Here is a 256-nt window from a genome sequence, read left to right as displayed (position 1 = left end):
CATCATACAGTGTTCTCGTTTAAAGTAACTCCTGAACAATTGTATGACTGGGCAAATATGCATGACATTGAGATTGTTTTCATCAACGAATCAACAAATATGATGCAGTTCCAAAATGAATTGAAATGGAATGACATTGCACGAAGATTTTAATTTTCAAGTTACTTAAGTTTTTCTAATTTGGTTTTAGTTAGTTTGGCTGCCCCTTACTAATTAAAATAGATGTTTTACCTTTGGAGTCTGCCCTGTATTTACT

At 32.4% G+C, this 256-nt stretch carries 1 protein-coding gene; it reads left to right on the top strand.

Going from position 1 to position 256, the window contains the following annotated elements; genetic code table 11:
- Positions 1 to 9: 9 nt before the first annotated feature.
- Positions 10 to 153: a hypothetical protein gene (locus AOA61_RS32710; protein WP_368731118.1), complete on the top strand. Its 144-nt coding sequence runs from the start codon at positions 10 to 12 to the stop codon at positions 151 to 153.
- Positions 154 to 256 lie beyond the last annotated feature (103 nt).

Source organism: Pseudomonas sp. 2995-1 (assembly GCF_002742505.1).
Classification (GTDB): domain Bacteria; phylum Pseudomonadota; class Gammaproteobacteria; order Pseudomonadales; family Pseudomonadaceae; genus Aquipseudomonas; species Aquipseudomonas sivasensis.
The sequence above is the reverse complement of the archived record's forward strand: the minus strand, read 5'-3'. Positions and strand labels throughout refer to the sequence as shown.